28 protein-coding genes, 1 tRNA gene and 1 pseudogene are annotated in these 24,782 nt (G+C 64.5%); 10 read left to right on the plus strand and 20 right to left on the minus strand.

Annotated elements, in window-relative coordinates; translation table 11 throughout:
* The first annotated feature begins 94 nt into the window (after nt 1-94).
* Nucleotides 95-1,300, plus strand: coding sequence for a winged helix-turn-helix domain-containing protein (locus E3O06_RS13005; protein WP_134503789.1), 1,206 nt, complete (start codon nt 95-97; stop codon nt 1,298-1,300).
* Nucleotides 1,301-1,453: 153 nt separating this feature from the next.
* Here E3O06_RS13005 and E3O06_RS13010 read toward each other — a convergent pair whose 3' ends face one another.
* The gene (locus tag E3O06_RS13010) at nt 1,454-2,338 is read right to left on the minus strand and encodes a M48 family metalloprotease (protein ID WP_134503790.1); all 885 of its coding nucleotides are present in this window, start codon (nt 2,336-2,338) and stop codon (nt 1,454-1,456) included.
* Between the two features lie 11 nt (nt 2,339-2,349).
* On the minus strand, nt 2,350-2,916 hold the full coding sequence (locus tag E3O06_RS13015) for a LemA family protein (protein WP_092108227.1): 567 nt from the start codon (nt 2,914-2,916) through the stop codon (nt 2,350-2,352).
* A gap of 218 nt (nt 2,917-3,134) precedes the next feature.
* Between E3O06_RS13015 and E3O06_RS13020 the strand changes: the two genes are divergently transcribed.
* Together E3O06_RS13020 and E3O06_RS13025 are read left to right on the plus strand one after the other, a co-directional pair.
* A complete protein-coding gene (locus E3O06_RS13020) occupies nt 3,135-3,902 on the plus strand; it encodes an ABC transporter ATP-binding protein (protein WP_134503791.1) in 768 nt (255 codons plus the stop codon).
* Entirely contained in the window at nt 3,899-4,633 is a 735-nt protein-coding gene (locus E3O06_RS13025) for an ABC transporter permease (protein ID WP_134503792.1), read from the plus strand. Before E3O06_RS13020 ends, E3O06_RS13025 begins: the two co-directional genes overlap by 4 nt.
* 115 nt (nt 4,634-4,748) lie before the next feature.
* On the opposite strand, the gene E3O06_RS13030 is transcribed toward E3O06_RS13025, so the two are convergent.
* Nucleotides 4,749-6,266 carry a glycoside hydrolase family 1 protein gene (locus E3O06_RS13030; RefSeq protein WP_241980167.1) on the minus strand — a complete coding sequence of 506 codons (1,518 nt, stop codon included), beginning with the start codon at nt 6,264-6,266 and terminating at the stop codon, nt 4,749-4,751.
* A gap of 178 nt (nt 6,267-6,444) precedes the next feature.
* On the opposite strand from E3O06_RS13030, the gene E3O06_RS13035 reads away from it, so the two are divergent.
* From E3O06_RS13035 to E3O06_RS13045, 3 genes are all read left to right on the plus strand, one after another.
* Nucleotides 6,445-8,601 (plus strand): hypothetical protein, encoded by a 2,157-nt coding sequence (locus tag E3O06_RS13035; protein WP_134503793.1) that lies wholly within the window; start codon nt 6,445-6,447, stop codon nt 8,599-8,601.
* 26 nt (nt 8,602-8,627) lie between these two features.
* Nucleotides 8,628-9,554: a Ppx/GppA phosphatase family protein gene (locus E3O06_RS13040; protein ID WP_134503794.1), complete on the plus strand. Its 927-nt coding sequence runs from the start codon at nt 8,628-8,630 to the stop codon at nt 9,552-9,554.
* Nucleotides 9,555-9,619: 65 nt separating this feature from the next.
* The gene (locus E3O06_RS13045) at nt 9,620-9,994 is read left to right on the plus strand and encodes a hypothetical protein (RefSeq protein WP_134503795.1); all 375 of its coding nucleotides are present in this window, start codon (nt 9,620-9,622) and stop codon (nt 9,992-9,994) included.
* A gap of 85 nt (nt 9,995-10,079) precedes the next feature.
* On the opposite strand, the gene E3O06_RS13050 is transcribed toward E3O06_RS13045, so the two are convergent.
* Together E3O06_RS13050 and E3O06_RS13060 are read right to left on the minus strand one after the other, a co-directional pair.
* A complete protein-coding gene (locus tag E3O06_RS13050) occupies nt 10,080-10,628 on the minus strand; it encodes a hypothetical protein (protein WP_134503796.1) in 549 nt (182 codons plus the stop codon).
* 487 nt (nt 10,629-11,115) lie between these two features.
* Complete coding sequence (locus tag E3O06_RS13060; RefSeq protein WP_134503797.1) at nt 11,116-12,525, minus strand: aminotransferase-like domain-containing protein; 1,410 nt, start codon at nt 12,523-12,525, stop codon at nt 11,116-11,118.
* Between E3O06_RS13060 and E3O06_RS13065 the strand changes: the two genes are divergently transcribed.
* The gene (locus tag E3O06_RS13065) at nt 12,524-13,552 is read left to right on the plus strand and encodes a DMT family transporter (protein WP_198415820.1); all 1,029 of its coding nucleotides are present in this window, start codon (nt 12,524-12,526) and stop codon (nt 13,550-13,552) included. The genes E3O06_RS13060 and E3O06_RS13065 overlap by 2 nt on opposite strands.
* A 1-nt stretch (nt 13,553) precedes the next feature.
* Here the strand turns inward: E3O06_RS13065 and E3O06_RS13070 are convergent, their stop codons facing one another.
* The 7 genes from E3O06_RS13070 to E3O06_RS13100 all read right to left on the minus strand — a co-directional run bounded on the left by E3O06_RS13070 (nt 13,554) and on the right by E3O06_RS13100 (nt 17,209).
* A complete protein-coding gene (locus E3O06_RS13070; RefSeq protein ID WP_134503798.1) occupies nt 13,554-14,045 on the minus strand; it encodes a GNAT family N-acetyltransferase in 492 nt (163 codons plus the stop codon).
* Between the two features lie 80 nt (nt 14,046-14,125).
* Nucleotides 14,126-14,626 carry a hypothetical protein gene (locus E3O06_RS13075; RefSeq protein ID WP_134503799.1) on the minus strand — a complete coding sequence of 167 codons (501 nt, stop codon included), beginning with the start codon at nt 14,624-14,626 and terminating at the stop codon, nt 14,126-14,128.
* Between the two features lie 43 nt (nt 14,627-14,669).
* Nucleotides 14,670-15,164, minus strand: coding sequence for a hypothetical protein (locus tag E3O06_RS13080; protein WP_134503800.1), 495 nt, complete (start codon nt 15,162-15,164; stop codon nt 14,670-14,672).
* Nucleotides 15,165-15,308: 144 nt separating this feature from the next.
* Nucleotides 15,309-16,007, minus strand: a complete 699-nt coding sequence (locus tag E3O06_RS13085) for a class I SAM-dependent methyltransferase (RefSeq protein ID WP_198415821.1) — start codon at nt 16,005-16,007, stop codon at nt 15,309-15,311.
* Nucleotides 16,008-16,189: 182 nt separating this feature from the next.
* Nucleotides 16,190-16,456: a type II toxin-antitoxin system RelE family toxin gene (locus E3O06_RS13090; protein ID WP_134503802.1), complete on the minus strand. Its 267-nt coding sequence runs from the start codon at nt 16,454-16,456 to the stop codon at nt 16,190-16,192.
* Nucleotides 16,453-16,671 (minus strand): type II toxin-antitoxin system RelB family antitoxin, encoded by a 219-nt coding sequence (relB, locus tag E3O06_RS13095; RefSeq protein WP_134503803.1) that lies wholly within the window; start codon nt 16,669-16,671, stop codon nt 16,453-16,455. Before relB ends, E3O06_RS13090 begins: the two co-directional genes overlap by 4 nt.
* A gap of 112 nt (nt 16,672-16,783) precedes the next feature.
* Complete coding sequence (locus E3O06_RS13100; RefSeq protein WP_241980168.1) at nt 16,784-17,209, minus strand: hypothetical protein; 426 nt, start codon at nt 17,207-17,209, stop codon at nt 16,784-16,786.
* Between the two features lie 152 nt (nt 17,210-17,361).
* Between E3O06_RS13100 and E3O06_RS13105 the strand changes: the two genes are divergently transcribed.
* The gene (locus tag E3O06_RS13105; RefSeq protein ID WP_134503804.1) at nt 17,362-17,790 is read left to right on the plus strand and encodes a GNAT family N-acetyltransferase; all 429 of its coding nucleotides are present in this window, start codon (nt 17,362-17,364) and stop codon (nt 17,788-17,790) included.
* A gap of 85 nt (nt 17,791-17,875) precedes the next feature.
* Here E3O06_RS13105 and E3O06_RS13110 read toward each other — a convergent pair whose 3' ends face one another.
* Nucleotides 17,876-18,349, minus strand: coding sequence for a MarR family winged helix-turn-helix transcriptional regulator (locus E3O06_RS13110; protein ID WP_134503805.1), 474 nt, complete (start codon nt 18,347-18,349; stop codon nt 17,876-17,878).
* Nucleotides 18,346-18,999, minus strand: a complete 654-nt coding sequence (locus E3O06_RS13115) for an alpha/beta fold hydrolase (protein ID WP_241980171.1) — start codon at nt 18,997-18,999, stop codon at nt 18,346-18,348. The genes E3O06_RS13110 and E3O06_RS13115 overlap by 4 nt, the downstream gene beginning before the upstream one ends.
* Before the next feature lie 349 nt (nt 19,000-19,348).
* Between E3O06_RS13115 and E3O06_RS13120 the strand changes: the two genes are divergently transcribed.
* Nucleotides 19,349-20,032 carry a maleylpyruvate isomerase family mycothiol-dependent enzyme gene (locus E3O06_RS13120; protein ID WP_166788209.1) on the plus strand — a complete coding sequence of 228 codons (684 nt, stop codon included), beginning with the start codon at nt 19,349-19,351 and terminating at the stop codon, nt 20,030-20,032.
* A 90-nt stretch (nt 20,033-20,122) separates the two neighbouring features.
* Here the strand turns inward: E3O06_RS13120 and E3O06_RS13125 are convergent, their stop codons facing one another.
* The 4 genes from E3O06_RS13125 to E3O06_RS13140 form a co-directional block, all read right to left on the minus strand.
* Nucleotides 20,123-20,608 (minus strand): hypothetical protein, encoded by a 486-nt coding sequence (locus tag E3O06_RS13125; protein ID WP_134503808.1) that lies wholly within the window; start codon nt 20,606-20,608, stop codon nt 20,123-20,125.
* A 12-nt stretch (nt 20,609-20,620) separates the two neighbouring features.
* On the minus strand, nt 20,621-20,983 hold the full coding sequence (locus E3O06_RS13130; RefSeq protein WP_134503809.1) for an ArsR/SmtB family transcription factor: 363 nt from the start codon (nt 20,981-20,983) through the stop codon (nt 20,621-20,623).
* Nucleotides 20,980-21,477: an SRPBCC domain-containing protein gene (locus E3O06_RS13135; protein WP_241980173.1), complete on the minus strand. Its 498-nt coding sequence runs from the start codon at nt 21,475-21,477 to the stop codon at nt 20,980-20,982. The genes E3O06_RS13130 and E3O06_RS13135 overlap by 4 nt, the downstream gene beginning before the upstream one ends.
* Nucleotides 21,478-21,811: 334 nt before the next feature.
* Nucleotides 21,812-22,003 (minus strand): hypothetical protein, encoded by a 192-nt coding sequence (locus E3O06_RS13140; RefSeq protein WP_134503810.1) that lies wholly within the window; start codon nt 22,001-22,003, stop codon nt 21,812-21,814.
* Nucleotides 22,004-22,664: 661 nt separating this feature from the next.
* Here E3O06_RS13140 and E3O06_RS18310 point away from each other — a divergent pair.
* Nucleotides 22,665-22,904 (plus strand): annotated as a pseudogene (locus E3O06_RS18310) (site-specific integrase); the annotation flags it as partial.
* Between the two features lie 198 nt (nt 22,905-23,102).
* Here the strand turns inward: E3O06_RS18310 and E3O06_RS13150 are convergent.
* Nucleotides 23,103-23,176: transfer RNA gene (locus E3O06_RS13150), tRNA-Leu, on the minus strand.
* A 74-nt stretch (nt 23,177-23,250) separates the two neighbouring features.
* Complete coding sequence (locus E3O06_RS13155; protein ID WP_134503811.1) at nt 23,251-24,780, minus strand: NAD(P)/FAD-dependent oxidoreductase; 1,530 nt, start codon at nt 24,778-24,780, stop codon at nt 23,251-23,253.
* Nucleotides 24,781-24,782 lie beyond the last annotated feature (2 nt).

Below are 24,782 nucleotides of genomic sequence, written 5' to 3' on the forward strand. Positions count from 1 at the left end.
GCTTGCCGGTCGCCCGACAGTACAAAAGCGACATGGACGCCAGACCCTGCCGGTCTGAACGTCACGTGAACGCGGCGCAGCTAGAGTGTGTCGAATGGTCGACACGGTCTCTGCAGCATTGGCGCGGCGAATTGCGCTGGCCGCGCAGGGTTTCGGCGCGCGCCCTACCACTCCCGTTGGCATCCGCCAGCTGACCGCCCTCGTGAACCGGCTCGAACTCTTGCAGATCGACTCGGTCAATGTCTTCGAACGCAGCCACTACATGCCGGCCTTCAGCCGGCTCGGCCCCTACGACAAGGCCCAGCTCGACCGGCTTACGACCGGGCGGGAGGCCCGCTTCACCGAATACTGGGCGCACGAGGCATCCTTTCTGCCGGTCGACGTGTGGCCACTGTTCCGCTGGCGCATGCAGGAGAATCGGGATCGTTCTGCACGGACCGTTGGCAGCTGGTCGAGTGCCAACCAGCCGATGCTTGACTGGCTCCTCGCCGAATTGGCCGCCAACGGGCCGATGCGGGCGAGCGAGATCGAGCACGACGCGAACAAACGCAGCGGGCCGTGGTGGGGCTGGTCCGACGTGAAGACCGCGCTCGAAATCCTGTTCCGCTGGGGCGATGTGGTGAGCGCTGGGCGCCGTCGCTTCGAACGGGTGTATGCCCTGCCCGAGCAGGTGTTTTCCCCCGAGTTGCTCGGGCAAACAATTTCGACAGCGGATGCCCACCGCGAGCTGGTGCGCCGCTCCGCCCGCGCACACGGTATCGGAACAGTGAAGGATTTCGCGGACTACTTTCGGCTGAAGTCGGCGCCGACCCTGGTAGCTATTCGCGAGCTGGCCGAGGCCGGCGAACTCCGTCCGGTGGCGGTACCGGGCTGGGGGCCGGGTGGCGGGGCGGGCGCGGCCTGGCTGCATCGGGACGCCCGGCAACCCCGGGCGATGGACGCGCAGGCGGTGCTGTCGCCGTTCGACCCGGTGGTCTGGGAGCGCGCCCGCGCGCTGCGCCTGTTCGACTTTCACTATCGCATCGAGATCTACACGCCGGAACCGAAACGGGTGTTCGGGTACTACTCGCTGCCGATCCTGCTCGGCGACAGGGTCGTCGGCCGGGTCGACCTGAAGAACGACCGCCAGGCGGGTGTGCTGCGGGTGCAGGCGGCCTGGGCCGAACCGGCTGCTCCAGCGGATGCGGCTGGTCGGCTCGCGCAGGTGCTGCGGGAGGCTGCTGTGTGGCAGGGGCTCGATGAAATCGTTGTGATTCCCCGGGGCAACCTGGCTGACGGCTTGGCCGCCGAGCTCCGGTAGGCGGGCCGTCGCGGCCGAGGGTCACCGGCTCCTCGCTCAGACATTGAGGGCTTGTGGGACCACCGCGAAAAGCGTGCGGCGGCCCCAAAGGCCCTCAAGACTCGCAACCTGCGCGGATAACCCTCGTCCGCGACTCGTGCTACGGCAGTCAGGTTAGAACTTGCTGCCCATCGCGGTGAGCCGCTCGATGCGGTCTTCCAGGGGCGGATGCGTGGCGAACAGCTTCGCCATGGCACCCTTCTTCAGCGGGTCGGCGATCCACAGGTGCGCCATCGAGGTGTTCTGCTTCTTCATCGGACGGCCATACTCGCCGAGTTTGGCCAGCGCCGAAGCGAGGGCGTCGGGGTGCCGCGTGGTCAACGCACCCGTCGCATCCGCCAGGTATTCCCGCTGCCGGGAGACCGCGAGCTGCACGACCGTCGCGATCAGCGGAGCCACGATCATGGCGACGAGTCCGAACACCATCACGACCGGGTTGCCGTTGCTGTTGTTGCTGCGGCCGAAGAAAGCCATGCGCAGAAAGATGTCGGACACGAATCCGATCGCGACGACCAGGCCGAACACGATCATCGACAGTCGAATATCGTAGTTGCGCACGTGGCCCATCTCGTGGGCCATCACGCCCTCGAGTTCGGCGTCATCCATGATGTCGAGCAGGCCGGTGGTGGCGGCGACGATCGCGTGCTTGGGGTCGCGGCCGGTGGCGAAAGCGTTCGGCGCCGGATCGTTGATGATGTAGACCTCTGGCATGGGCGTGCCGGTCGTGATCGACAGGTTCTCGACCGTGCGCCACAGCCGGGGGTGATCAGACTGGCTGTTGACCCGAATGCCGCCGCTCATCGAGATGGCCTGGCGGCCCGCCGCGAAGTACTGGATCAACGCGTACGCGGAGGCGATCACGAGAGTCAGGATGAGGGCGGTGTACCCGTTCATGCCATAAGCCACACCCGCAAGCCAGCCGAGGCCGGTGATCAGGGCGAGAAAGAAAATAATGATGAAGACGGTGTTGCGTTTATTCTTGGCGATCGCGCTATACATCTAGGGCTCCGTTAGAACTGCACGCGGGGCGGCTCCGCGATCGCTGCGGAGTCGGCCACCTCGAAGAATTCGCGTTCGGTGAAGCCGAGGTTGACGGCGAACAGGTGGTTTGGGAACACCTTGATCTTGGTGTTCATCTCACGCACGCCACCGTTGTAGAACCGGCGTGCGGCCTGGATCTTGTCTTCGGTGTCGACGATCGCGCCCTGCAGCTGCAGGTAGTTCTGGCTGGCCTGCAGTTGCGGGTACGCCTCGGCCACGGCGAAAATGCTCTTCAGCGCGGTCTGCATGTGGTTCTCAGCAGCGGATGCGTCGGCCGGGCCTTGTGCAGACAGCGTCTCGGCCCGCGCCTTGGTCACGTTTTCAAAAACGCTCTTCTCGTGTGCTGCGTAGCCCTTGACCGTTTCGATCAGGTTGGGCAGCAGATCTGCACGACGCTTGAGCATCACCGTGATGTCGCTCCACGCTTCGTCGACGCGCACGTTGAGCGTCACGAGGGAGTTGTACGTCGACCACAGGTAGATACCCACGATGGCGACGAGTGCGACGACGATCAAAACCGGGATGAGCCATTCCATGGCAGCGTCTCCTTGCAAATTGGCACGATGTGTAGGTTGGCACGGAGACATGAACTGGCCAAAGCGACCCCCCGTGCGTACCTGCCTATACTAACCGCGACCCCGGAGGCTCCCACCCGCTTCCCATGACACTCCAAGCAAGCTCTGGGCGCGCAGGGAAGCAGGCAACCGCCCATTGTGGGCTTGACAGGGAGAGCGCAGCGGCGGAGAGTTCGCACATGGTGAACACATCCGCCCCCGCGGTCGACGTGACCGATCTGCACGTGCGCCGGGGGAAGCATCCGGTGTTGCACGGGCTGTCGGTCAGTGTTCCCAGCGGAGTCGTGGTGGGGCTGCTCGGCCCGAGCGGATGCGGCAAGACCACACTGCTGAGAACAATTGTCGGCGTGCAGGTGGTGCAGTCCGGCACGGTGACGGTGCTCGGCCAAGATGCCGGGTCGGCGTCGCTCCGGCACCGGGTGGGCTATGTGACGCAGGACGCGAGCGTGTACGACGACCTCACCGTGCGGCAGAACCTGCAGTATTTTCGGGCCGTTCTGGGTGCCCCGCGCGGGGACGTCGACCGGGTTCTGGCCCTCACCGACCTCACGAGCCAGGCGGGGCAGCTCGTCGGATCGCTCAGTGGCGGGCAGCGCAGTCGGGTGTCGCTGGCCGGCGCCCTGCTCGGCTCTCCCGACCTGCTTGTGCTCGACGAACCGACCGTCGGCCTCGACCCGCTGCTGCGGGTCGAGCTGTGGACACTGTTCCATCACCTCGCCGCCTCGGGAACGAGTCTGCTGGTCTCCAGCCATGTGATGGACGAAGCCAGCCGATGCGACCGGCTCCTGCTCATGCGCGACGGCGAGATACTGGCCGATGACACCCCGGCGGGGTTGCTCGCCGCGACCGGCACCGAGGATACCGAGGGGGCGTTTCTGGCGCTGATCCAGCGGCATCCGCTCGCTGACGATTCACGAAGCGGCACGACCGGCGGCAACGACTCATGAACCCACGGCGTACGCTCGCGACCGCCGGCCGGGTGCTCAGCCAGGTGCGGCACGACCCGCGCACGATCGTGCTGCTGCTCGTAGTTCCGAGCCTGCTGATCGGGCTGCTGGCCTGGATTTTCTCTGACACGCCCGTGTTCGCCACGATCGGGCCGGGCATGATCGCGCTGTTCCCGTTCATCGTGATGTTTCTCGTGACGAGCATCACCACCCTGCGGGAACGCCGCACCGGCACGCTCGAGCGGCTGCTGTCGATGCCGCTCGGCAAGGGCGACCTCATTCTGGGCTACACGCTCGCGTTCGGGCTGCTCGCGGTGGCGCAATCGGCCGTCGCCGTGGGGTTCGCGGTGTGGGTGTGCGGGCTTGAGATCAGTGGATCGATCTGGCTGTTGCTTGCGGTCGCGGTCGCCGATGCGGTGCTCGGCACGACTCTCGGCCTGCTCGCGAGCGCGTTCGCCCGCACCGAGTTCCAGGTGGTGCAGTTCATGCCGGCGCTGGTGTTTCCGCAGATTCTGCTCGGCGGTATCTTTCTGCCGCGCGAACAACTGCCCGATGTGCTCCGCTCTGCCAGCGACTGGCTGCCGCTGTCCCACGCGATCGACGCGCTGCAGGCGGTCGCGACCGACTCGCAGGATGCCGCCTATGTCGGCGGGGAGCTGCTCATCATCGGCGCGTGGATCGTGGGAGCGGTCGTGCTGGGGTCGGTGACGCTGCGGCGGCGCACGCCTTAGCTTTCTGGCTTCGGATTTGTACGTTATGCCGGTAAATGTGCGACACGCCGGTAAAATCCTGCTGAGATCACGGCGTGTCGCGAAATTTACCGGCATTAGGTACCCAGGGCTCGAGTCAGCGGTTGGCCAGGGCGTGTTGCAGCCAGCGATAGCTTGATTTGGGGGTGCGCGTGCGGCGGTCGTTGCTGAAGTCGACGTGCACGAGGCCGGTCGGCTGGGTGTAGCCGGCGTCCCACTCGAACGCGTCGAGCAGGGACCAGAAGGTGATGCCGGCGAGGTTGACGGCGGCGGCCGAGGCTCCCGGCGCCGTCGCATCCAGGGCGGCGACGAGGTGTTCGGCGAGGTAGTCGATGCGGGCGGGATCGTGCACGGCGTGGCGGGCATCCGCTTGGTCGGAGAAGGCGCCGCCGGCCAGTGAGAGGGAGACGGGAGGCAGGTCGGGGTAGCGCTCGGCCAGTTCGGCGAGCGCCACGGCCACATAGTCGGGTGCGTTGACGGCGCCGGCCGACGTGGTGGGGTGCTCGCGAAAGGGCTCAAGGTGGAACGGCCACGACGTGGTGGGGATCGGCTGACCCTCGGGGGTTTTCCGCACCGTTGGGCCGGCGGCAATACGGGCAGGCTCGATGTAGTTCAGACCGTAGAAGTCGAGCGGCTGGTGAATCGTGCGCAGGTCGGCGGGGTCGGCTTCGAGCATGCTGCGCAGCTCCACGGCGAACGGTTCGAGCGGGTCGGGGTAGTGACCGAGCAGCACCGGGTCGGTGAACAGACGGTTCCGTAGCAGGTCGTAGAGCGCAGCAAAGGAGCGGTCCTGGTCACGATCAGTCGCGGACTGCACGGGGGTGTGGGAATTGACGATGCCGATGCGTCCGCGCACGTCGGCGGCGCGCAGCGCCTGCACCGCGAGTCCGTGGGCGAGCAGCTGATGGTGAGCGCTCGGCAACGCGTCGAACAGCAGGGTGCGGCCAGGCGCATGGGTACCGAGTGCGTACCCCTTCGTCGTGACCGTGGCCGGCTCGGCGAGGGTGATCCAGGCGTCGATGCGGTCGCCGAACGCCTCCCCCACCGCGTGGGCGTAGTCGGCGAAGCGGCCGGCAGTGTCGCGGTTCAGCCAGCCGCCGCGCAGGGCTGCCGGCGTGTCCCAGTGCGAGAGCGTGGCGGTCGAACGGATGCCGTCGGCCAGCAACGCGTCGAGCAAGCGATCGTAGAACGCGAGTCCGTTGCGGTGGAGGGCCCCACGACCGTCCGGCTGCAGCCGGGTCCAGCCGAAGGAGAACCAGTAGGAGTCGACGCCGAGGTCGCGCAGCAGGGCGGTATCGTCGGCATAGTTTTTCACGTGGTCGGCCGAGACGGAGGCGTTGGAGCCGTCACGGATGCGTCCCGGTGCCTGACTGAATGCGTCCCAGACGCTGTCGCCGCGGCCGCCGTCACGGGCAGCACCCTCGATTTGAAAGGCGGAGGTGGCCACGGCCACCTCGAACCCGGTGGGCAGGCGATCGCCGAGTTCGCCGGCGCGGTGTTCCCAGTCGCGGGCGGCGACGGCGCGAGTCGAGGGTGATCTGGGCGTGGGATTCATCAGGGTGCGGCTTTCCTCGGCGGTCTCGTGCTGGGCATCCGCTTCGCTTAAGGGTGTCACGTTTACGGGCGGGAGGAGGCGCCGCGAAGAATTCCCATGGTTTGTTACGGGATTCCGGGCGCGGAAGGTTGACATTCTCGCTGTCTGCCCCTCAAATTGGGGCAGGGGGTGACTTGTGTCCGAATCGGCTCGACTCGAGGGATCGGGCGCTTCGGCGCGCCCGCGACACTCTCGCAGCGTGGTTATGGTCGCGGCCCTGCTGCTCAGCTGCGCCCTAGCCCTCGCGGCGCCCGCACTGCCGACGGCCCAGGCCGAAGAGACTCCGACGCCTGCCGCGGCCGAGTCTGCACCGGCGGCGACCGAGGAGCCTGTGCCGAACTCGAACATCGCGCTGAGTCCGCAGATCGAAACCCCCGGCGACGCACAATTCATCGGCAGTAACCGCACGACCGTGTCGGGGTCGAAGGCCGCCAACCAGGAGATCCAACTGCTGTCGCCGCGCGGCGGAGACCCGCTGTGCATCGTCAGCGACTCGTCGACCTCGTGGAGCTGCGGCAACGTCTATCTGCAGAACGGCCCGAACATCAAGCTGCGGGTGGTCGCGACCGGTTCGAGCCTCAGCGACGAGATTGCCGTGGCCGTGCTCGGCGCCCCGACGGTGCTCGGCGGCCTGACCGGGCCGGAATCCAACGGCTGGGTGCGGGGAACCGGGCACCCCCAGGCCACAGTGACCGCGACGCTGCCGAACGATGACACCTGCACCAGCACCGTCGATGGTTCCGGTGCCTGGGCCTGCCTGTTCTCCGGCCTGAGCGACGGCAGCAGGGACGTAACGGCGAACCAGAGTGCATCGTTCAGCCGCCCGTCATCGTCGAACTCGAGCGAGCCCGTCACGATCATGTTCGATGTCACCGCACCGGATGCCCCGGTCGTGACGGCTCCCGTCGCCGGTTCGCAGATTCCGGTCGCCGGCACCCAGTACACCGGCACCGGCGAGACCGGCGCCACGGTGACGGTGTTCGCCGGCGCCTACTCGGTCTGCTCCGCCCCGGTCACCGGCGGATCCTGGAGCTGCACGGCTGGCGGCGTGGCCGCCGGGTCGTACGCGGTCATCGCCGTGCAGAAAGACATCGCCGGCAACGTCGGCCCTGGCAGCACGGCCCGGTCGGTCAGTTACGTCGCCGAAACAACGCCGACGCCGTCTGAGTCCGCCTCGACAACGCCACCGGTCACGCCGACCCCGAGCCCAGTGACCTCGCCGTCACCGGAGGGTTCGGTGGCCGTGCCCGGCCCGACGGCCGAGCCTTCGCCGCCGCCGGGACCTGGTGCTGACTCTCCGGATCCGGAAGCGGCGGAGCCGGACGCGGCGGGGGCATCCGCTTTTCCCGGCCAGTGGAATGACCCAACCCGTTTTGCCGCAGCCATCGGCCCGACCGGCAACGGCTCGCCGTTTCCCTGGTTGCAAGCCGGCTTGCTCGCCCTCGGCGCGCTGGTGTTGATCGCGGTGCCCCTGCGTCTGCTCGGTGGCACAATTTCCCGCACGCGCGGCGGCCGACCGCTGCGGCGACTGCCGTCCCTGGCGGGACGGAATCGGGTTCTCGAAGAATTCGAAGTCGCCCCGACGGTGCGCCTCAACCGTTGGTTGCGCGGCGGGGCAGCGCTGGTGGCCGCTGCGACGTTCGTCATGCTCTCCGGGCCGATCGTCGACCAGCCGGCCTACCTGCGACTGCTCATCGCCGTGGTCATCGGGCTGGGGCTCGTCAACGCTGTGGCCATTCTGGTTCCGCTGTGGTGGAGCTCACGCGTGCTTCGGCTGCACGGAACGGTCACTTTTCTGCCGCGCTACCTGCTGCTGATTGCGGCCGCCGCGATCGCGTCCCGGGTGTTCGACGTGCACCCCGCCCTGCTGTTCGGGCTGCTCGGCAGCGTCACCTTGACCACCACAACGGATGCCGCGGGCCAGGCCGGTGCGCAGCAGCAGCCCACGACAGCGCAGCGCGGCCAACTCGCCGCCGTGCGGGTGGGCGCTCTCGCCGCATTCGCCGTGCTCGCCTGGTCGCTCGGGTCGCTGCTGCCCGGCGCGAGCAATTTCGCCACCTCACTCGCTGCGGAAACGGGCAACACGATCGTGCTCGCCGCCATCGGCTCGGCGGTGCTGATTCTGGTGCCCGTCGGTCATACCAGCGGGCGACGCATTCTGGCCTGGTCACCGGCGCTGTGGACCGGCCTGACCGTCGTCGCCTATGGCATCCTGTTCGCGGCGCTCGCTCCCATGGTCGAACAGTGGCAGAGCGAGGGCACCGGGATGGCACTCTGGATCGCCGCCGCAACCTTCGCCGCACTGTGCGCAAGCGCGTGGGTATGGCAGCGGTTCGTGGCACCGAACCAACGCTAGGGCGCTGCAGGCTGTAACGTACACATGTGCGCCTAGGAGTTCTCGACGTCGGTTCGAATACCGTCCATCTATTGGTCGTTGACGCGCACGAAGGCGCTCCGCCCGTGCCGATGGCCGCCGACAAAAGTGTGCTGCGTCTCATGCGCTACATCACGCCCGACGGCGCCATCAACGACGAAGGTGTTGCCGCCGTTTTGACTTCGGTGCAACATGCAGCGGATGTCGCGGAGCGGCACAATATCGACGAGCTGCTGCCGTTCGCCACCTCGGCACTGCGCGACGCGAGCAACGGCCCGGAGCTGCTGGACCGGGTTGAACGGGAAACCGGGGTCGCTCTGCAGGTGTTGTCGGGTGAAGACGAAGCCCGGCTGACCTTTCTGGCGGTGCGACGCTGGTACGGCTGGTCGGCAGGCAACATTCTGCTGTTCGACATCGGCGGCGGGTCGCTGGAGATCGCGGCCGGTGGCAGTGAGTTTCCCGACGTCGCCCTGTCGCTCCCGCTCGGCGCGGGGCGCAGCACGATCGGGTTTTTGCACCACGATCCTCCGCTGCCGGAAGAGGTGTCTGCGCTGCGCAAGCATGCGGCATCCGTTCTGCGCGATGCTGTCGGTGCGTTCGCGCAGTTGCCGGCGCCGCACCACATTGTCGGGTCGTCGAAGGCTATTCGTTCGCTGGCGCGGCTGGCCGGCACGACGTCCGATGGCGTCGGAGCCGCGGATCGGCTGCGGCTGGGCCGCACGGAACTCGACGACTGGGTGCCCCGTCTCGCCCGCATTCCGGCCGAAGCCCGCCCGGCCCTGCCAGGCATCACCGCCGACCGCACCTTTCAAATCGTCGCCGGCGGCATCGTGCTCGGCGCGGCGATGGCCGCGTTCGGGGCTGCGGAACTCGAGGTATCGCCGTGGGCCCTGCGCGAGGGTGTCATTCTGCGTTATCTCGACCGACTGCGCTGATCGGTACTAGCATTTCACCGACCTTGGGAGAACGCCGATGCAAACCCGAGAAGGAGAACACCACAGTGACCGCGTACCCCACACCGATCACCGCCCCGGAATTCCCCATCCGGGACCTCACGACCCCCGACGTCACCGCCCCCACCCTCACTGACGGCCCGCCCATTCCCGCCGACCTCAACCTGTCCGAGGTGTTCGCGGCGGCTCACAGCGACTGGAAAGCCACCGCCACCCCCGACGGCACCCTGAACTGGACCAGCCCCGCCGGCAAGCACTACGCCACCGACCCCGCCACCCGCATCAGCCCCCACCTCCAACAAGCACCACCACCAGCACCGGAACCGCCCATAGGCCGGATCATTCCCGACCCCTGGACCTCCGCAACCACCCCGAACTTCGACGCCCCCAACGTCGACAACCCCAACCCCGTACCCTTCTAGGAGCGCGGACGGGCCACGCCCTGAGGCTGAACCTCGACTGTCTGAACTAGTTCTGACTGCGAAAAACGCGGCTGCGCTGCCTTGATCACAGTCCAGCGAGTTGAGTCTTCCAATATGCCTTGCACTCGACCGCCGCCTCGGGCGAGACAAGTTGGCTGTGTTGCACTGCAACCCGACACTTGCCGGGTGCCGTTTCGTTGACAGTGACATTGACCCGCGAGTCATCCTCCAATTGGCAACGCCAATAACGCCACTTCGCGGTCGCGGAAGTGCTGGGCTCGTCCGTCACGTCAAGCCCGTTAAACGAGGTGCGCCCGCCGACCAGGGCTATCCAGGCAGCAATTGCCGCATCCATCGAGCCCGATACTGATTTGCTGGCACTGGCGGCAAAGGTGCCGTCCCCTTGCTGTCCAGGAATGCGGCGCCCGATGTGCTGTTCGTATGCGATCGTTATGCCCTGCGCCCACCACCCGTGATTCTTCAGATCCAGATGCGCGATCACACCCTGCACCAGCGGCACGATGTCGGGATGAGCAAGTTCCCTTCCGCCCATCTCGTCGATCAGGGCAACCCACTCCGGCCACCCGCGTTCCGTCACTTTCACGTACGGGCCGACACCTTGTGGTTTCGTCATAGGCCGAATCTACCCGATGACGGTGTCTCGTCCCGGGCACGAAACAAGGGCACCGCGAAGAGCAGGGAGCAGCCCGAGGGGCACGGTGAACGCGCACTGCGGAGCGAGCGCCGCTGACGGATGCCCTTTCGGTAACGCGGTCGGGCCGTCGTGACCCCGCCCCGCGCGGCTGAGCCTTCCGAGCGTGCTGAAGGACCTCGACCTGGTGACGGCGTTCTTCGTCGGACTCGGCCTCGAGATCGAGGGCAGAGCGTTCGTGGAGGGCGAATTCATCGACACGGTGATAGCGATCCCTGATTCCCGAATGAGGGTGTCTGGCGCATGGCCTACGTGCGTGGCCCGGAGGGAATCATTGTGGCTGTGGCCGAGCGAATCGGTTGACCACCGCGTAACGGCTTCGGCCGGGTCCCCGTCGAGGCTCACGATCGGACGCTCGGTCAGCGCGGCAGAAACGGATCCGTGCCGGCGACCCTGATCCATGCACCGGTCAGTGATTTGCGGCCATCGCCTGACCGATGATGCGGGCTCCGTCCGTAAACGCTCCGGGATTTGGCCCGGAGTAATTAAGTCTGATGAAGGGACCGGTGGCCTCGGCCGGGAACCAACTCGAGCCGGCAGCGATCAAGACGCCCGCGGCTTCGCAGTCTGAGACCAGCCGGTCAAGGTTGGTTGCGTCGGACAGGCGAGCCCACAAATTGAGTCCACCAGCCGGAACAGTGGCAATGTGCGCGTCGGGCGCATGTTCACGCAGACTCGTCAACAAGAGATCGCGACGCGCCCGCAGTTGCGGGCGAAGGTTCCGGAGGTGAGTCTGCCAACCCGGTTGAGTAACGATGTCGAGTGCTGCGGCTTGCAGAAGTCCGCTGACGTACATCGATTCGGCCCCGCGGTCGGCGAGGATGCGTTCCTTGGCTGGACCGCGGGCAATGACCGCCGCGACGCGAAGGGACGGCGAAACGCTCTTGGTGAGTGATCGCACGTAGACCACGTGGCCACCGTCATCACGAGCGGCGACGGGGTGCGGGTCCGTGTCGATGCCGAAGTCATGGGCCCAGTCGTCCTCGACCAGGAACGCGCCGTGCGCCCGGACGACGTCGAGGATCTGCGCCGTGGTGGAAGCTGACCACTGCGCACCAGTCGGGTTCGCGTAAGTGGGCTGTGCGTAGAAAACGCGCGAGCCGGTTTCCTGGAATGCCCGGTCGAGCTCGTCGGGATCGGGTCCCTCGGGTCCCGATGGAACCGGGACAATATCGACCCCGGCTTGGGCCGCAGCCTGGATCGCGCCCCAATAGGTGGGCGATTCCGTCAGCAGGGGCTGTCCGGTGGTGACGAGGGCACGAAAGATCGTTGCGAGCCCACTTTGGCTTCCAGGCAGCACAATGACATCGCTCGGCACGGGCGGGGTCACACCGACCGGTGTCGCGGCGCCGAGCTCCTGGGCGAACCAGGATTGTAGTTCCGGAAGGCCCGCCGCTGGTGAGCGCGTGACCGCCGCTTCGCTCCGGCCCGCCCGAACCAGCGCCGACCGGATCAACCGTTCCGGCAACAGCTCCCGGTCGGGATACCCGGCGTGCAGTGCGATGCTTCCCTGCGGTGCGGCACGAAGCGCGGGACTCAACCCGGTGAGGTGGCTATTCGGGGAACGCAGGGCAGCGGTCTGCCAGCTGAAGTCGAGCGGGCGGGCCGTGCGCACCGAACGAACGAAGGTGCCAGCGCCGGGCCGGGTTTCGATCAGGCCCTGCCCCACGAGAGTGCGCAGTGCTTTCTGCACTGTCACCGGGCTCGCCCCGTACTCGGCGACGAGCATCCGGCTGGTGGGCAGCCGAGTGCCTGGCGCCCGGCCGGCGATCCACTCGCGCAGTGCGGCTACGATCCGAAAACTGCTATCGTTGTCCATGTCAGATCATAATAGCGCTATCAAGCGGATGCTCGCACCGCTATCCCCTTCCCGGGCCGGTCTCGCTTGGGGGCTGCTGGGTGTCGCCGCGTTTTCCTTCACCGTGCCGTTCACCCGCGTGGCCGTCGAGAGCATGTCCCCGCTCTTCATCGGATCCGGCCGAGCTGTCATCGCTGCCGTACTCGCCGCGGCCGCCCTGATCATCACGCGCCAACACCTTCCGCGCGGCAACCAGTGGCTTCGTTTGGCCGTCGTCGCGGGCGGCGTCGTCGTCGGCTTTCCCCTCCTGACATCATTCGCCCTCACGACCGCGTCGGCCAGTCACGGCGCCGTGGTCATTGCTCTCCTCCCGGCCGCGACGGCCGTCATGGCCGTCATTCGAGGCAAAGAGCGACCACCCCTGCCATTCTGGATCATGGCGTCCGTCGGGGCGCTGGTGGCCGTTGCTTTCGCGTCCATTCAGGGTGGCGGAAGCATCCGCTTGGAGTGGTCGGATCTGCTTTTGTTCGGCGCCGTTGTGGCCGCCGCCATTGGCTACGCCGAAGGGGGCCTGCTCGCGCGCGAGATTGGATCGTGGCAAACGGTGTCGTGGGCCCTCGTTCTGGCCGCGCCCCTCATGGTCGCCTTGACCATGATTGCTATTGTCGACCAGCCTCCGACCGGCACACCTATTGACTGGGCGGCGTTTGCCTATCTCGGAGTGGTGAGCATGTTCCTGGGATTTTTTGCCTGGTACCGCGGACTGGCCATCGGGCCCATGACCCGCGTCAGCCAGGTACAACTCACCCAACCAGTCCTCAGCATCCTCTGGGCCGCGCTCATCCTCCGAGAACAGCTCACCTGGCAGACCATCATCGGCGGCATCGCCGTCATCCTCAGCGCCGGCATCGCCGTGCGAACGCGCCTCTATCGCACCCCGAGCGCCTACTCCGAGGGCCCTGAAGTTGAATCAGCGCCAATTGACGTAACACCCAACGCCGTCACTGGATCAGGTCCGGCCGCTGCAGGCTGGTCCTTCCCGGCATGACTTACGCCAGATCCTTTCGAAACCAGTGGTTCGCGTATGGGTCTGAATTGTGCGGCTCCCCCTCGACGAAGCCGAGGGACACGTAGAGGCCCCGCGCCTCAATGAGGTCGGTGCGGGTGTCCAGCCGGAGCGTACGGATCCCCATTTGGCGTGATTTGCGTTCCAGTTCTTCCATCAGCAGACGCCCCAAACCGTTGCCACGTGCCGCCGATTCCACAAATACTCGGGTCACCTCACCGATGGACTCAGGGCGAACCCGCATACCTGCGCAGCCGAGCACCGCGAGCCCCTGGCGGGCGAGCAGAAAAATCCCCGTGGGAGCGAGAAGGTCATCGTCGGGGTATCCGGCTTCGGCATCAAGAACTTCCTTCCGAGTGGCGGGACGCCGGTGATACCGGCCCACAAGGTCCTCGTAATACCGAGTCGAAACGCGCTTGGCTTCGGTGGACGTCGGTGATGCTGTAGTGATCCGGATCGGTAGGACTGGGAGCATGCGTCCACATTACTTCTCTGGGAGAAAGCAGCTCTGGCAAGAACCGAGACATCTCGAATTGAGTGTCAGCCTCGGTGAGATCAATGTGGCGATCGGAGCTGCGCGGGGTCTTGGAGCGCTGTGCCGGGATGGCAGCCGAGTTCTCCCGGCTCTAACAAGATGGGGGCCGGCATCACTCGTGAAACGACGCCGTCGATACGGGACACGAGAACGCAGTCGTCCGGCGTGTACCCCATCGCCACGCCCACGTTTGCCTTGTCAACGATCACGGTCGGCGGGGCGACCTGCTGAAATTCGCCAACCGGTGCGTCGAGAAGGGCCAAGATCCGTGCAGTGATATCACTGCCGACCGGTTCGGAGGGTGAGGTCTCGTCGGAGAGAACCTCTGTAGCCGCAGCCTCGGCGTTGTCGGCCACAACATAGTGGATGCTCGTGTCAACCGATGGGGTGACCGGAGCGACACTCGTGGAACACGACTCCTCGCGAAGATAGTCAGAGCTCTCCCATATTCGCTCGTCACTCACACCGTAGTAGTCGAATTCCACCTCGAAGCAGGCGTCGAACGGTCCCTCACTCTGCACTCCAGTTTCGCCTGCCGCCAACTGCACTTGAAACGTCAGGAAATCAGGGACGGTTCAATGTTCGATTTCGCTGGGCATTGGGCAGGTCTTCAAATCGCAGCGAGTTGTTGAGCGACGAGGCATTGGATACCGCTCTGGACACTGTGGCGGGAACGTCAAGGCCCTTCGACGGTGTCGCGTAGACGGCCGACCCGGCGCGGCGGATAACCAAACCGGAATGGGGCTCAACTTGATCAAGAGTCTGGTGGCCGCTCGTCATGGTCGTGTACCCGGCTGCGGCCTCAGCACGCCCCCGACGACCCAGCGCAAAGCTGAAACAGATGATAGTCAGGACCGGGATCCCGAATAACGCAATAAGGGTGGGGATGTTTTGCCCGCTCAGGTCGGAATCGCCCTCGCCTTGAAGAAAGAAGAAAACAAGGACGCCCACAGTGACCGCCATCACACCCACCACCACGCTCATCACGCGCGATAAGCGGTACGCCGAGACCCCCGTGACCAGTAGGTGCCTGTCAAGATCTGCATCGGCGGAAGTCATCCGACGAGCCTAGCCGTGGTGTGGGCCCGCTGTGGGCACCATCTGCCCACAGAGCGAACGTCTTGCGGGACAATCACTATCCGAGCACTCGTGACGGCACGGGATCCTCATTGGTGCTTCGAGGGCGGTTGGAGATGAGCGGACTTAGTTCGCGTCCAACACGAAAAAGATGAAGCTCACGAATGACCTTCGGCCCTTGAGGTGCGGTGGGAGCAGCTCTCGCGGAGTTTCGGCTGAGACGGGCGGCTCGCTGACGACGGCGACCCGGAACCCCGCTGCGGTGAAGGCATCCGTCATCGCGTGCAACGGTCGGTGCCAGTAGGAGAGGACGGCAGGCTGGCCACTGAAGGTATAAGCGTCCGACCACTCGGTCAGAGCGAAGTAGTCGGCCTCGGGGTTCATCAGCTTGAAGATGAGGGGATGGTGCACCGACAGGATGAGTCGGCCATCTGGCCTCAGTACTCGCCGTAGCTCAACGAGTGGCCCGGTCCAGTCCTGCAGATAATGAAGGACTAGCGAGGCGACCACGTCGTCGAATGCACCATCGGCGAACGGAAGCGGCTGACCAAGGTCAGCTACGTGAAGTTCCGCCTCCTCGCCAAGCCTCTGCCGTGCCAGCTCAACCATCGCCGCGCTGGAGTCGAAGCCCGTCACGGTGGCGCCCCGAGTCCGGAGGGCCATAGCCAGAGGCCCGGAGCCACAGCCAGCGTCCAAAATTTGGCGCCCGTGGACGTCTCCCGCAAGAGCCAACATCGCTGGTCTTTCGTAATGACCATTCACGAGATTGGTCTCATTGTCCGCTGAGTAGGCCTCGGCGAAACTGTCGTAGTCGTTGGCCTGCACTTTGCCTCCACCTTCGCCAGCTCTCGGAGCAACCGAGCCGGGCCTTGAGGCTATCAGTGCCAAATCACCGTCATGGTGGGAAAGCGCGGCACCTGCCCGTAAGGGGAACCCTCTACGGGACACAATCTCGTTTTCCGCTGGTGGCATCGCACTTGGTGCATCTAGACGCGCTGCTCCTGTGTTTAGCGCTTGTCGTAAACCTCGCGACGGTGTGCGACCTCTACGACGAGGATGAGGATTTGGTCGTCGTCAATATTTGTGAGGATTCGGTAATCGCCGACTCGGTACCGCCAGAATTCGTTGTTGACGAGCTTTTTTCCGAGCTGGCGCGGATTATCAAGTTGGGAGAGCTTCTGCTCAAGAAAATCACGGATCCGTTTCGCGGGGGCCGAGTCGAGTTTCCTGACCTGTTTTGCAGCTCTCGGGGTGAATCTGATCGTGTAGCTCACACAGGCCAGACCACGTCGGCGAGGTCAATCGCGTCGTCGTTGGACTGAGTGAATTCCTCAAGCGCATCCTTGGCCAGGAGATAGTCTTCGTTCTCATCCAGATACTGGGTCAATGCTTCGGTCGCATAGAACGTTTTCGACCGACCCGTGCGCTCCGACAGGTACTGCAGGCGATGTTCTGTTTCATCGTCGACGCGGAGATTGATTTGCGGCATATGGAATCCCTCCTCAGGATGCTATACAAATATAGCATCATATGGGTCGCATAAACCGAACGTCTTGCGAGACGGTCCGTCAGACTTCCACTTAGACGGCGGGGGCCGCCATTCAGAGAATCAGCTTCGGTCGTTTATCTGGCGTCTGGCCGAATCGAGCAAAGAGCATGAGCACGAGGGCTGTGCCCGACAACACCCCGTCTAACAGGCCAGCGGGAAGCAGGAAAACCATCAGCGCCAGCGTCACAACGCAATTGATCAAGGAAAGCGCAAGGCCCCACAATCTGTTCCTCAGAAGCCCGACCGCGCCCATCACGCGCAGAGCCGCGAAAATCCCGCTCATAGCCATCATGAGATAGAGGTTTTCTTGCAGATAGGGAAGGACGAAGACATCGGCATTTTCGACGATGGTCGTTTGCGGAATTCTGAGAGCCAAGAGGACAAGGACGCCAATGAAGACGAGCCCCTCCATAAGGACGCCTTGAACTAGGAGCAGCCCGGCCGCCCAGCGGTATTGCAGCCGCTGAGTAGTGTCCATTCCGCAACCATATCGGCCACACGACGGTTCGCATGTCGAACCCCCTACGGGGCGCTCGTTCGTCTTGATCCTCGCCAAGCGCAAATGGATTCGGCGGTCGGTCCAGTTGACCGAACTCAGCACGGTTTGTGTCAACACGATTAGATGGGACGATGAATGCAAATTATCGGTTCTCATCTGACCTTGCTGAGATCGACCGCGATCAGGTGCACCGCTGGATCAGCGAGCTGTCCTATTGGGCGCCCGAGCGATCACGCTCACGGCAGGACGCAGCCATTGACGGCTCACGCAACTTCGGCATGTACGACACTGTCTCTAATCGGCAGGTCGCCTACGCGCGCGTCATCACGGACGGCGTCACGTTTGCCTGGCTCTGCGATGTCTTCGTCGACCCCACAGTTCGCGGTCACGGCATTAGCAAAGCCCTCATCGCGGGGATTCTCGAGGAGTGCGATCCCCTGGGACTGAGGCGCATCGCCCTCTCAACCAACGATGCACACAGCCTGTATTCCAACCTCGGGTTCTCCACCTTGATCGCCCCGGAGACGTGGATGGAGCGCATCGTTAACCCCGGCGTTTAGCCGAGAGACGACTACTGACTGTTCCCGTAAGTGAAACCTCTACGGGCGCGTTCAGCTCGGCACCGGTCTCGGCGTCGTCTCCCGTTCAATGCATATCAGCGCGGACCGGAGCGGCCGAACGTTTCACGACTGCGATGCCGGCGGGGCGTCCGGATACGAACTTGTGCAGCGTGGCGTTGACGCTCGCAATTTCCACGGGGCTCAGCGACTGCTCGATGAAGCCGTGGAGTGTTGCTTCGACCTCTCGAATGCTGACTTCTTTCTCCCGGCCGGCGTCGGTCAGGGAGAGGATCACCCGCCTCCGGTCACCGACTGCTGGCATCCGCTCGAGTAGTGTCGCCGCTACCAGGCCATCGACCAAGCGGCTGGGGCTCCCGGTCTCACAGACCAGCAGCAGGCCGAGGTCGACGAGGGAGAGCGGCCCGTGATCGGCCAACACGCGAATCACTTCAGCCTGGGACGGTGACACACCAACAGGCCGGAGGAGATCGAGCAGGATGCGGTTGCCTTCGCGCTGGGCGGCAAGAACGAGAAAGCGGAGCTGTTCGGCGGGCTTCACGAGGCGACACTGTTAGGCGACACGTCGACGGACTGCAGGCTATCCAGGAAAGCGCGGATCGTGTTCGAATACAGGGTCGGATGCGTGAAACGGAACATGTGGCCAGTTTTCGGCAACACGACTTCTGACGACTGACGGATACCATCCAACAGTTGGCGCGCAGCATCCGCGCCAACAAGTCGGTCATCGGCCGGCGTGAGCACGAGCGTCGGCACCCGAACCAGCGCCAGGTCGTTGAGCAGATTGAGTTGTGTGACGGACGTCACTCGTGCGGTGTAGCTCGATCGCGGAGTGTTCTGAACAAACAGGTGTCGGTAGTCGTTTTGAGTGTGCGGCACTTCTGCTGCCGCGTCGAAATGCGAAGCGAGCTGGGAGGCGTGAAACCGCAGCGTGCCGTGCCGATAGAGGGCGCCGTTGGCAAAACGTGACAGCGTCGCGGCGACGCCCTTCCATCTCGGAAGAGGGTTCGCGGCGAAACCTCCGGAAAGTACGAGTCCCACGAGGCCTTTCGGCGGGCGGATGGCGAGCGCGAGGCTGATGACAGCGCCGAAGGAATCGCCCACGAGGACATAGGAGTCGAGGTCGTGAACCTGTTCGGCCAGAAAGTTGGCGTAAGCGTCGACATCCGCGAGGTCCTCGGGCAGTCGCATAGTGCGAGTGGGAAGACCATCGAGACCGATGAGGACCTCGAGGTCCCACGGTGCACCTGAAAAGCACGGCACGCACACGACTGTAGGGAGCGCGGTCACATCGAATTTAGATGACGTGTTATTGAATGACATGTCATCAATATAGCTGACGGAGAAAGACTCGAAAGTCGATGCACAACTCCAGTCTCAAAGCTGCGCCGAATGACCAACCCTGAATGGGACTTTTAGAGAGTCACTGGGCGGAGCACCAGCACGTGTCCAAAGGAGTTTGCTGGTCGCCGCGACAAAATCGAATAGTTGAAATCGGTAGTCTTATCGCGGCGAATGCTTGCAAGGGACCCCCCGGCGGGTGACCTTTTTGATCACCACCCGTTTCGGAGGCCAGTTAGCCGTGACAACGACAGACGTAGAGGCGCTATACGCCGCTGAGCGCGACCGATTCGCTGAGGATCTCGCCGGTCTCGATGACGCATCCTGGCAGACGCCGAGCCTGTGCCGAGGGTGGACAGTGCGCGACTTGTGCGCGCATCTGCTCATGCCCTACGAGCTAGGATTTGGCAGCTTCATTGTCGGTGTCGCGCAAGCGCGCTTCAACTTCGACAAGTTCGCTTATCGCTGGGCTAGGACTGACCGACGAACTGGCGCCGAGCTGACGCGCTTGATCGCAAAGACCAGTGTTGCCGGTTTCGCGGTCCCCGGCGCGGGAGAACTCGCCCCACTGGCACACTTGGCCATTCACTCCGGAGACGTTCGTCGGCCGCTCGGCCTTGCTGGTCGGATTTCTCCTGAAGCGGGCTGGATGGTGCTCAATGAGCTGACGAGCGGCAGGCACTCGGTCGGTGACGATCTCCTTCGTGGACTGCGCTTCCAAGCCACCGATACCGACTGGTCGCTGGGTGGAGGACCCGAAGTCAGTGGCGATGTCGCTACTCTCCTCAGCGCACTCAACCGCCGTCGTACGGCCGCGGCTGACTTGGCGGGCGCCGGTGCAGACGAGTTCCGGTCCCGCTTGGGAAGGGTGAGTGGACGCTGATGCACGTCGAGCGAATCGGAATCGTGCATAAATGTTTGTTCGCGAAATTAGCTGGCACCTGGCTTGTGTCGACTCCGGCCGAGAGTGCCGCTATGAGATGTGCTCGCGCACGGCGACGCGAAGGTCGAGGAGTTGTTGAGTGTGGACGGGAACGTGGTCCTCAGCGAGCCCGTCGATGAGGCTTGCAAGGGGGATGGGCTGATCTAGCACGAGCGCGTCGTTAGACAGCAGGAGCGCCGGGATCAGCACGGAGGAAGTTTGGTCGTTGAGTTGATCGGCGATGTCGCACAACATCGTGGCTTGATTTCGAACGTGGTCGATCAAGTTGGACCTACCTGAGTGGGCGGCGATGATCCGGTCCAGGTTCCAGGAATCGAGAGAAATCCGGTTGTCGAAGCTGGGACGCGAGCCCGCAACGACTCCGAGCGCAACCGCCGCGATAGCGGCATCCACGCTGAGGAGATGAGCCAATATCTGATCGGCGTTCCAACCCCCGTCACCATCTTCGCCGAGGTCGGGAATGGATGCCGTTTCGAACAACTTCTCGTAGGCGCTTCGAAGGGCTGTAGTGATCATGAGGTGCTTCCTCTACGTCTTGTTTTGTCGGCCGGGATCAGCGTCTTGGCGACGCTGGATTGTTTCGGCGATCTGGGTGATCCGTTGTAACCGTGCGTCCCACGACGCCCCGACGGTGGAGAGCTGCGCTACCGCGCGAGCGAACTGTGCATCGTCCAACCGGTAGCACATCTCCCGTCCGATGGGCGCGGCGTGCACCAAGCCAACACGGTGGAGTATTCCAAGGTGTTTTGCAACGGCCTGACGCGTCACGGGAAGTTCGTGGCTGAGGCTGGTTGCCGTGCCACCGCCAGCAGCCAAGAGCATGTCGAGCATGCGCCGCCGAGTCGGGTCGCCGATCGCAGACCACAGGTCATCGTCGATTTCCGCAGTCATTGGGCGGCAACCAGCTGCCCGAGATAATCGCGAAGGCTGGCAAAGTGCGTATCCCAGCCGACGGAGTGCTCCTTGTATTGTTCCTCGAGGACGGCAGCCTCCCAACCCATTTCGCGGAATCCCACCTCGGTAAGACGAACCACGGTGCCAGTGCCAGACGGCACGAGTTCAAAGGTCACCAGCAACGAGTTAGCAGGGGTCGCGACCTCACCGAGGGGATAGACCCAACGGAAGGAAAACAAACGAGGCTGTTCAGCATCAACCACGGTGATAGAAGCGACCTCCGCCTCAGCTTTGGCTTTGTCTCCCCAAACAAGTTCACCGACAGCACCTGAGACAGGCTCCAGGAGAGCTTCAGCATGCCACCATTCCCGGATGTGCGCGGGACTGCTGATGACTTTGTAAACCACATCGGGCGAGGCGTCGATGCGGAACTCGCGTTCGATGCGTCCGTACTCCATTTTCGTCCGACCTTCTGCAATCTTTGGTTGCACGTCACCATAACCCCACACACCCGCTTCGCGCAACCGAAGGTTGCTTGAGTGAGCGAAAATGCCGGACGTTATCGACCACGCGAGCACCCGAAAGAGGGACCTCGACCGGGACGGTACAACCCGCGGTCGTGTTCCGCGGAGAGCCATATGAAGGCTAGGACCTTCATTCCCGTAAGACCCGCCCGAGAAAATGCCCGGTGAAGGGGCTAACCGGGGCAGAAAATATCGCCTTTGATTCGTTGCCCGGGACTTCGATCCGTGCCTCTTGAATGACGGCCATCGGGAGCGGCCAATCGTAGCTCGAGGCACTTCGACCGATGCTTCCCCCGATAAGTCAGACGCGGGTTCCGGCAGATCTGTTCCAGTCAGCGGGTCCGTCGAGCTGCGTCGCGGCCGCGAGCTGGACGGCATGGTCGCCAGGGTCGCCAGGGTCGCCAGGGTCGCCAGGGTCGAGGTTGGGGCCGATCCAGATGCCGCGGACGTCGAGGCAGGGGTAGGAGACCAACCGTGGGCGTTCGGTGCGCACGAGTCGTCTGTCGGCTTCGCGGGTGATCGCGATGGGCGTCGGCCGTGCAGAAGTACGCGACCCGGTCGACGTCCTCGTGCACGAGACGGTAGCCGTGGTTGGTCACGATCTTCTGATACCGCTGCCGCGTGAAGCCCTGCGCCAGGTACCGCGCCGACACCGTCGCAACGGCAACCTCGTGCCGCGTGGCCTGCCGAAACAGGCTCGGCGGCGTCGAATTGCACAGGCACGTGCCGCCCGTCTGGGTGCGCGTCGAGGACGGCCGCGCTCTGCGTTGACGCGGGGCATTGGGCCTGCAGGCGCTCCATCCCAGCCGGTGGCGATCATTCTAGAGAACGCCCTGCCGACCGATGTCGCGGCTCGGTTGCGCTCAGCACCGCCGCCAGCGAACGGGGCCAGAATGGCATTCTGAGCTACTTTACCGTGTGCGTTACCGCAGACCCGACCACAGCCAGACGGACAAACGAGACTTCAAGACCAAGCGGTCCGCCCAACTGTTTCTTGCCTCCACCGAGGTGTCCAAAAGTCGCGGCGAGTACATCGAGGACTCGGCGGGCCGTGCCACCATCGGCGCCCTGGGACGCTCGTGGCTGGCCGCTCAGACGCATCTCAAGCCCTCGGCGTACGCTGGGGTGAAGTGACCGGATTACGGGTGAGAGACGTGGACCTCGCCCGCAGGCGTCTGGCGCTACGGGAGAACGCGGTACGTGTCGGCGGCAAGATTCTGCTCGGCAACGGGCTCTCGCACCAGCGCACACCGTCAACCCGGGACGGCTGGCTGGTCTACGCCCTCAAACGCGCCCGGGAGGTCGATCCAACCTTCCCGCGCGTCACTCCCCACGACCTCCGGCACACCGCCGCCAGTCTCGCCGTGTCCGCCGGGGCGAACGTCAAAGCGCTGCAGCGGATGCTCGGCCACGCCTCGGCCGCGATGACCCTGGATGTGTACGCGGACCTCTTCGACGACGACCTGGACAGCGTTGCAGTGGCCCTCGATCAGGCCCGAATGATTTCAAGTGTGCGCAAAATGTCGGCAAACGGGGCACCTGAGGCACCTGTTACGAAGTTAAAGCCCAGATCAGCCTGTAAAAATGCGCGGTGCCCCCACTGGGACTTGAACCCAGACTGTGACGATTTTAAGTCGTCTGCCTCTGCCAATTGGGCTATGGGGGCGTGCCCGAAGACGGGCAGTTACAGCGTAGGTGCTGCCGGGCGACGATATCGCCTGGCAGCACCTACCGAGAGTGCTACTTCGAAGCGGATGCCTCAGCGGCCGCCTTCTCGGCGACCGGCACCTTGACGGCAGGCTGTGACGCGGGAGCCTTGGTAGCGAGAGCAGCGGCATCCGCTGCAGCAGCCTTGACCGTGGGCTTGCGCGGCGCCCGGGGCGCTCGCGGGGCCGTCGGCGCCTTGGCGGCGGGAACGGCGGGCGCAGCGGGGGCCGCGGCCGGTGCCGGCGGCTTCGGACGCGACGCGAACTCTTCGAACACGGCACGCGGGTTCTCGGTGGCGCTCAACGAGACGACATCGCGGCCGAGGAACACGTTGTTGACCCAGCCCCAAACGACGCGCAGCTTGCGCTCCCAGCTCGGCATGGCCAGGCCGTGGTAGCCCCGGTGGGCGAACCAGGCCGGCATGCCCGTGATGGCGAGGTTGCCGCTCTGGAACACGCCGACTCCGATGCCGAGGCCGGCGACAGCACCCATGTTCTTGTGCAGGTACTGCACCGGCTCTTCGCCGCGCAGCACGGCGACGAGGTTCTTGGCGAGCAGCTTGCCCTGGCGCACAGCGTGCTGGGCGTTAGGCACGCAGTTGCCGCCGACGCCACCGCCGCTCAGGTCGGGAACGCAGCTCACGTCGCCGGCGCCCCAGGCGTCAGCGATGATGTCGTCTTCGGTTCCGACGCGCAGGTCAGCGCGAACCTGCAGGCGACCACGCTCTTCGATGGGAAGGTCGGTGTGGCGCACGATCGTCGGGTTGGCCATGACGCCGGCGGTCCAGACGATGAGGTCGGTCTCGAAGGTCTCGCCGGTGGAGAGTTCGATCTTGCCGTCGATCGCGCTGGTCAGCTGCGTGTCGAGGTGAATCTGGGCACCGCGGCCGGCCAGGTTATCGATGACCCACAGGCTCGTCTTGAGCGAGACCTCGGGCATGATGCGGCCCATGGCTTCGATGAGGTGAAAGTTGGTCTCTTCGAAGCTGATCTCCGGGTACAGGGTGAGCAGCGAGGTCGCGAAGGAGCGCAGCTCGGCGAAGACCTCGATCCCGGCGAACCCGCCACCGACCACAACGAAGGTGAGCAGACGCTCGCGCTCGGGGCCGGCCGGCAGGGCGGCGGCCTGGTCGAAGTTGGTGAGCACGCGATCGCGAATGGCGACAGCCTCTTCAATGGTCTTGAGGCCGATGGCTTGGTCGGCGACGCCTGGGATGGGGAACGTGCGCGACACGGCGCCGGCGGTGACCACGACGATGTCGTACTGGAACTCGTACGGCTCGCCGGTCGGCGGCGTGATCGTGGCGGTCTTCTCCGCGTGGTTCACGTGCGTGACCTTGGCCGAGATGACGTTGGTCTTCTTGAGGTGGCGACGGTGGGACACGACCGCGTGACGCGGTTCGATGGATCCGGCAGCGACCTCCGGCAGGAAGGGCTGGTACGTCATGTACGGCAGCGGGTCAACGATGGTGACCTCGGCTTCGCCGGATCGCAGCCATTTCTCGAGCTTCCACGCCGTGTAAAAACCGGCGTAGCCGCCACCGACAATGAGAATTTTGGGCACGA

Source organism: Cryobacterium glaciale (assembly GCF_004402535.1).
Classification (GTDB): Bacteria; Actinomycetota; Actinomycetes; order Actinomycetales; family Microbacteriaceae; genus Cryobacterium; species Cryobacterium glaciale.

Coding starts and splice junctions, on each gene's coding strand:
- E3O06_RS13005 (WP_134503789.1), top strand. CDS start 95: ATGGTCGACACGGTCTCTGCAGCATTGGCGCGGCGAATTGCGCTGGCC.
- E3O06_RS13010 (WP_134503790.1), bottom strand. CDS start 2,338: ATGTATAGCGCGATCGCCAAGAATAAACGCAACACCGTCTTCATCATT.
- E3O06_RS13015 (WP_092108227.1), bottom strand. CDS start 2,916: ATGGAATGGCTCATCCCGGTTTTGATCGTCGTCGCACTCGTCGCCATC.
- E3O06_RS13020 (WP_134503791.1), top strand. CDS start 3,135: ATGGTGAACACATCCGCCCCCGCGGTCGACGTGACCGATCTGCACGTG.
- E3O06_RS13025 (WP_134503792.1), top strand. CDS start 3,899: ATGAACCCACGGCGTACGCTCGCGACCGCCGGCCGGGTGCTCAGCCAG.
- E3O06_RS13050 (WP_134503796.1), bottom strand. CDS start 10,628: ATGACGAAACCACAAGGTGTCGGCCCGTACGTGAAAGTGACGGAACGC.
- E3O06_RS13065 (WP_198415820.1), top strand. CDS start 12,524: ATGTCAGATCATAATAGCGCTATCAAGCGGATGCTCGCACCGCTATCC.
- E3O06_RS13060 (WP_134503797.1), bottom strand. CDS start 12,525: ATGGACAACGATAGCAGTTTTCGGATCGTAGCCGCACTGCGCGAGTGG.
- E3O06_RS13070 (WP_134503798.1), bottom strand. CDS start 14,045: ATGCTCCCAGTCCTACCGATCCGGATCACTACAGCATCACCGACGTCC.
- E3O06_RS13080 (WP_134503800.1), bottom strand. CDS start 15,164: ATGACTTCCGCCGATGCAGATCTTGACAGGCACCTACTGGTCACGGGG.
- relB (WP_134503803.1), bottom strand. CDS start 16,671: ATGCCGCAAATCAATCTCCGCGTCGACGATGAAACAGAACATCGCCTG.
- E3O06_RS13100 (WP_241980168.1), bottom strand. CDS start 17,209: ATGGACACTACTCAGCGGCTGCAATACCGCTGGGCGGCCGGGCTGCTC.
- E3O06_RS13105 (WP_134503804.1), top strand. CDS start 17,362: ATGAATGCAAATTATCGGTTCTCATCTGACCTTGCTGAGATCGACCGC.
- E3O06_RS13115 (WP_241980171.1), bottom strand. CDS start 18,999: ATGCGACTGCCCGAGGACCTCGCGGATGTCGACGCTTACGCCAACTTT.
- E3O06_RS13125 (WP_134503808.1), bottom strand. CDS start 20,608: ATGATCACTACAGCCCTTCGAAGCGCCTACGAGAAGTTGTTCGAAACG.
- E3O06_RS13130 (WP_134503809.1), bottom strand. CDS start 20,983: ATGACTGCGGAAATCGACGATGACCTGTGGTCTGCGATCGGCGACCCG.